Below are 4671 nucleotides of genomic sequence, written 5' to 3' on the forward strand. Positions count from 1 at the left end.
ACTGCATGATTGGCGGATTGGCGGGACCGGGCCGATCGTCCGCGGGTCGCCACCAGGGCCCGCCGGGCGGAACGGCGAGGCGGCGGGGCGGCGGGGCGGCGGGGCGGAGCGGAACTCAGCCGGCGCCGGGCACCGTGACGTTCTTCTCCGTGAAGCCGAAACCGGCCTGTCCGGCGGTCTGCTGGAAAGCGGTGAAGAGGTTCTCCTCGGAGTTGATGTCGGCATCCGTCGCGGTGCCGTTCTTCAACTTCCCGGTGAGGGTGTTGAACTTGTCGCTGATTGACTGCACCGCGTTGCACAGTGACGGGTTGGCCAGGGCGAACTTCTTGGCGACCTTGAGTTCGTGGACGGTGAACACGCCGGCGACCGCGGCCTTGGCGTAGGTACGTTTCCGTTTCGGGGCTCCGGATCGGAAGCCGCCGTTCTTCGCCGGCTTGTAGATGTACCGGTGGAAGGCCCCGAGCGCGAGGCCCGCGTGCACCGCGAACCGCGTCTTGGCGAAGGCCCTGCTGTTGCCGCCCGTCKGGCAGGCACCGCTGTACTCGGAGTCGTCGTCGGTGCCCGTCGAGCTGGATGCCGTGGCGCCCTGCACGGTCTTGGAGCCGCCGTTCGAGGAGTTGCACGCCCCGAGCAGCACGGCCGGGAGCAGCGCCACCAGCAGGACGATTCCCCATCGTGATGCGCGGCCCGCCGGTCTGGCGATCATCGAAGACATCCACTACCTACTTTCGACAGCGTTCGCCGGCATCGCGGATGTCCGGCGAACGATCTACGGCGTTACGCGTGCGATGGGTGACTCTAGACGAGTAGGCCCTGGATCGGAGCGGATGGGGCAAACGGGCAGGTGGGCAGGCAGGCAGACGGGCAGGCAGGCAGACGGGCAGGCAGGCAGACGGGCAGGTGGGCAGGCAGGCAGACGGCGGCACAACGGGGTTTCGGGTCAGCGTTCGCTGCCGGTGACCGGCGTGCTGCGGGCCTCGGCCGGGACGGACCGGGCCGCGGGGTGGACCCGCCCGGCCGGCCCCGCGGCGAAGGCCTGCAGCAGGGTGGTGGTGACCTGGGTGACGAACCGCTGCACCGGCTCCCCATGGGCGCCCGGCCCGCAGACATCGAGCAGGGCGCACACCCACGCGCTGGTGCCGGCGTCGAAGACACCGGCCCCGGACGGCGCCGTGTAGTAGCTGACGTCGGAGTAGTCGGCCTGACCGTGGCAGGCCACCGGCGAGTGGGCCAGCACTTCGATCATCTGTGGCGTCGGCCGGTTGGGATCGACGCGATCATATTCGGACCCGATCATGCCCGGGATCCGGCTGCCCGCCGCCAGCCCCGTGCCGGCCAGCAGCCAGTGACCGGGGTTGGTCACCACCAGATCGGCGTGCACCGGGTTGCACTGGTACATGCCGCCGGTGAGCGAGCTCTCCGGGTCGGCGTTCGGCGGCGACGGCCAGTTCGCGGTGATCTGGCTGTTGTCCCGCCCGTACAGGGGGTCCTCGTTGGCGACCTTGTAGCCCGTTTCCAGCCGGTCGGGCCCATGGGGCGTGGGCGCGAGCCGGATCCGGCGGTATACGGCGTTGGCGCCGAGGAAGGCGATGTTCGCCCCGGCGTCCCGGGCGGCGGTCAGCGTCGCCCGCATCCGCGGCGAGTAGTACTCGTCGTGCCCCAGCGAGATCACCGCGCGGGCACCGTCGAACAGCCGCGGCTCGGCATGCAGGTCGATGTCGGTGGCATAGGCGAGCGGCAGGCCGAGCCGCTCTGCCAGCGTCACCAGGGGCGCCTCGTTCCCGGTGAAGTCCGCGGCACCGTCGCCGTAGCCGTAGGGCCGGTCGAACGAGACGACGCGGGCGCGGTCGGCGAAACCCCGCAGCCCGTGGTAAAGGCTGTAGCCTCCCCAGGCGTTGTACGCCTGCCAGGTGGTGACCGAGTTGAGGATCACGATCCTGCCCTGCGCGGACGGGCTGCGCACCGTCAACGGCACGTACGACTGGAATCCGTTGCTGCTGTCGAGGCGGAACAGGTAGTCGCCCGGCGGCCACGTCGCCGTGTCGAAGGTCACGGTCGGGGCCCACGACGCGGCCGACACGGTGTTCGTCGTCGCGTTCATCGCCGCCGACGGCTGGACCCGGCCGGGCAGCTCCTCCCGCCGGGTGATGAGCCGGCAGGTGTGGCCGCCGTACCAGCCGATCCGGAACACCGAGACGGCGAGCCGGCTCGCCGTGGTGGAGGCGAACAACCGTACGGGCTGACCGGGGTCGACGCCGACCCGGTCCAGCCAGCCCTCGACCGCGTGGCCCTCGCCGAGCCGGGCCAGCCCGCAGTCGGCGCCGGGCCGGGCGTTTTCGGCCTTGACGTCGAACCCGGCGGGCGTGTCCGGCTCCGTGGGTCTCCCGGACCCGCCCGACGCGTCGGTACCGGCCGACGGCCGGTTACCCGCCGCGGGCGATGAGCCGTCACAACCGGTGCCGACCAGCCCGATCAGGCCGACCAGCGCGACGGCCGTCAACGCGACACGGGGTGACACGGGACGGGATCGCACGGCGCCCGACCGGACGATGCCGGAGGGGACGATGCGGCCGCCGGTCGGGCGCCTGTCCTGCCGCGACCACCACGTAACCCGCAGTCCCGACGCAATCTGCGATCGCAAGCCGCCCCCGTCCCTACCCGATCTTCACCTCGCTCCCGTGCCGGATCGCTATCCGATCGACCTGATGGCTCAGTGCGAGGATGTGGCGGGTCAACCGTAGCCGCAGGCCCGGGGGACCCGCCCAGCGCGCTGTGACCCTGTCCTGCGTCGTGACCCTGTCCTGCGTCGTGACCTGCGCTGCGTCGTGACCTGCGCTGCGCCGAGGCACCCGTGATGCGTCGGGCACCTACTATGACCGGATGGTTGCGAGGCCGGAGGACGGCGTGAGCTGTCAGGCGCTGACTCCGGTCTTCGCGCTGCTGGGGAAGCGGTGGAGCGGTCTGATCATCAGTACGCTGATGGCTGGCCCGGCGAGGTTCTCCGAGATAGCGAAGCTGGTGCCGGGGGTGAGCGAGCGGATGCTGTCGGGCCGCCTCACCGAACTCGTCCAGGCCGGCCTCGTGGAGCGTGAGGTTCTCGAGGGGCCGCCGGTGGCGACGCGTTATCGGCTCACCCGGCGGGGCGAGGGGCTGCGCACGGCGCTGCACGAGCTGGAGGTGTGGGCGCAGGAGCATCTCGTCGCGCGCGGGGAGCCGCCGTGTCCCAGGACCCCCTGACCGGGGCTTGCTGACCGGGGCTTGCCGGGCCGGTGGAGGTGCCCGCGGCCTCCGTCGCGAGCCCGGATGATCTCGGGGCGCGGGCTCGCGACGGCGCGGGACCGGTTGGGGAGCCGGGTTGATCAGGGGGCGATGAACTGCAGGTCGAGCTCGATCTTGACCTTGTCGGAGAGGGCGAGCCTGCCGGCACCGAGCGGCAGGTTGAAGGTGATGCCATAGTCGCCGCGGCGGATCTCGGTCGTCGCGGCGAAGCCGGACCGGACGCGGCCATCTACGGGGTGAGTGTCGACCCCGTAGAACTCGACCGCCAGGGTGACGGGTCTGGTCACGCCGTTGATCGAGAGATCGCCGGCGAGTTCGTACTCCTCGTCGCTGCCCGTGACGGACGTCGAGGTGAACGTGATGGACGGATGGGACGCGAGGTCGAAGAAGTCGGCGGAACGCAGGTGCGCGTCCCGGTCGGGCTGGTTGGTGTTGATCGAGGCCAGGTCGATCTCGGCGCCGACGGACACCGACTCCAGGGTGTCGCCGACCGACAGCGTCGCGGAGAACGTGTCGAAGCGCCCGCGGACGTTGGTGACGCCGAGATGGCGAATCTGGAAGTTCACGCCCGAGTGCGCGGGGTCGAGCGTCCAGGTGCCGGCGGCCAGAGGCAGCGGAGCGACGTCGGACGGGGATGGCGCGGTCACGGGACCTCCAGGTCGATGATCGACTAATGGGGCGGTGGCCGTTGCGGCTGCAACGGTACCCCTACAAAACATTAGCGGCTAACGAAAGACAAGGGGTAGCGGGGCCCTGGCCCGCTGTCGGTTCAATGTTGGTACCGGTTCAATGCCGGTGCCGGTGCCTGTCCTCATGGGGGTGTCAGTCATGTCGCGTAGGCGGAGTGAGGCTTTCGAAGCGGCGGCCGGGGTGCGTGCCGGGGCCGGGGTGCGTGCCGGGGCCGGCGGTGACGAGGACGCCGACCTGCGGGTGGAGGAGCCGGCGTCGGCGGCGGCGGGGCTGGCGGGGATGGGGCATGCGGTGGCGCGGTCGTGGGAGCGGACGGTCTGCAACAGCAGGTGTCCCGGCGGGACCCGCAGCACCTCACAGGTGTTGACCGTCAGCGCGGCCCGCCCGCTCGGCGTCGGGAACGTCCGGCTGTCCCGCGGCGGGTGCGGGAGCGGGAATCCCCCCAGCTCGGCCAGGCCCGCCTCGTAAATCGGTGAACCCGGGGACGACCCGGGCGATGTGGGCGCGGATCCGCCGGTGGGGGAGCGGTCGGTGGCCGAGTTCGCCTTCACCCCGCCGCGCCGCCACGGGTTCGATGCGGTGGGGACGATCCGGGCGATGCGCGACGGCCGGGTGAGGGTGTTCCTCGGCATGGGCGGGAACTTCGTGGCCGCGAGCCCGGACACCGCGGTGACGGAGGCGGCGATGCGGTCGTGCCGGCTG

Annotated in this window: 4 protein-coding genes and 2 pseudogenes; 2 read left to right on the forward strand and 4 right to left on the reverse strand. The window is 71.2% G+C overall.

What is annotated here, in order from left to right:
* Nucleotides 1-115: 115 nt before the first annotated feature.
* Both KBI5_RS15925 and KBI5_RS15930 read right to left on the reverse strand, forming a co-directional pair.
* Nucleotides 116-706, reverse strand: coding sequence for a hypothetical protein (locus KBI5_RS15925; RefSeq protein WP_241882952.1), 591 nt, complete (start codon nt 704-706; stop codon nt 116-118).
* A 234-nt stretch (nt 707-940) separates the two neighbouring features.
* The gene (locus tag KBI5_RS15930; protein WP_232235146.1) at nt 941-2518 is read right to left on the reverse strand and encodes a N,N-dimethylformamidase beta subunit family domain-containing protein; all 1578 of its coding nucleotides are present in this window, start codon (nt 2516-2518) and stop codon (nt 941-943) included.
* 362 nt (nt 2519-2880) lie between these two features.
* Between KBI5_RS15930 and KBI5_RS15940 the strand changes: the two genes are divergently transcribed.
* Nucleotides 2881-3237: a helix-turn-helix domain-containing protein gene (locus KBI5_RS15940; RefSeq protein WP_035733319.1), complete on the forward strand. Its 357-nt coding sequence runs from the start codon at nt 2881-2883 to the stop codon at nt 3235-3237.
* Nucleotides 3238-3359: 122 nt separating this feature from the next.
* Here the strand turns inward: KBI5_RS15940 and KBI5_RS15945 are convergent, their stop codons facing one another.
* Together KBI5_RS15945 and KBI5_RS27950 are read right to left on the reverse strand one after the other, a co-directional pair.
* Nucleotides 3360-3926, reverse strand: coding sequence for a YceI family protein (locus tag KBI5_RS15945; protein WP_023841451.1), 567 nt, complete (start codon nt 3924-3926; stop codon nt 3360-3362).
* 339 nt (nt 3927-4265) lie between these two features.
* Nucleotides 4266-4488, reverse strand: a pseudogene (locus KBI5_RS27950) (molybdopterin dinucleotide-binding region); the annotation flags it as partial.
* Nucleotides 4489-4506: 18 nt separating this feature from the next.
* Here KBI5_RS27950 and KBI5_RS15955 point away from each other — a divergent pair.
* Nucleotides 4507-4671 (forward strand): annotated as a pseudogene (locus KBI5_RS15955) (molybdopterin dinucleotide-binding region); the annotation flags it as partial.

It is taken from the genome of Frankia sp. KB5 (assembly GCF_002099325.1).
Classification (GTDB): domain Bacteria; phylum Actinomycetota; class Actinomycetes; order Frankiales; family Frankiaceae; genus Frankia; species Frankia casuarinae.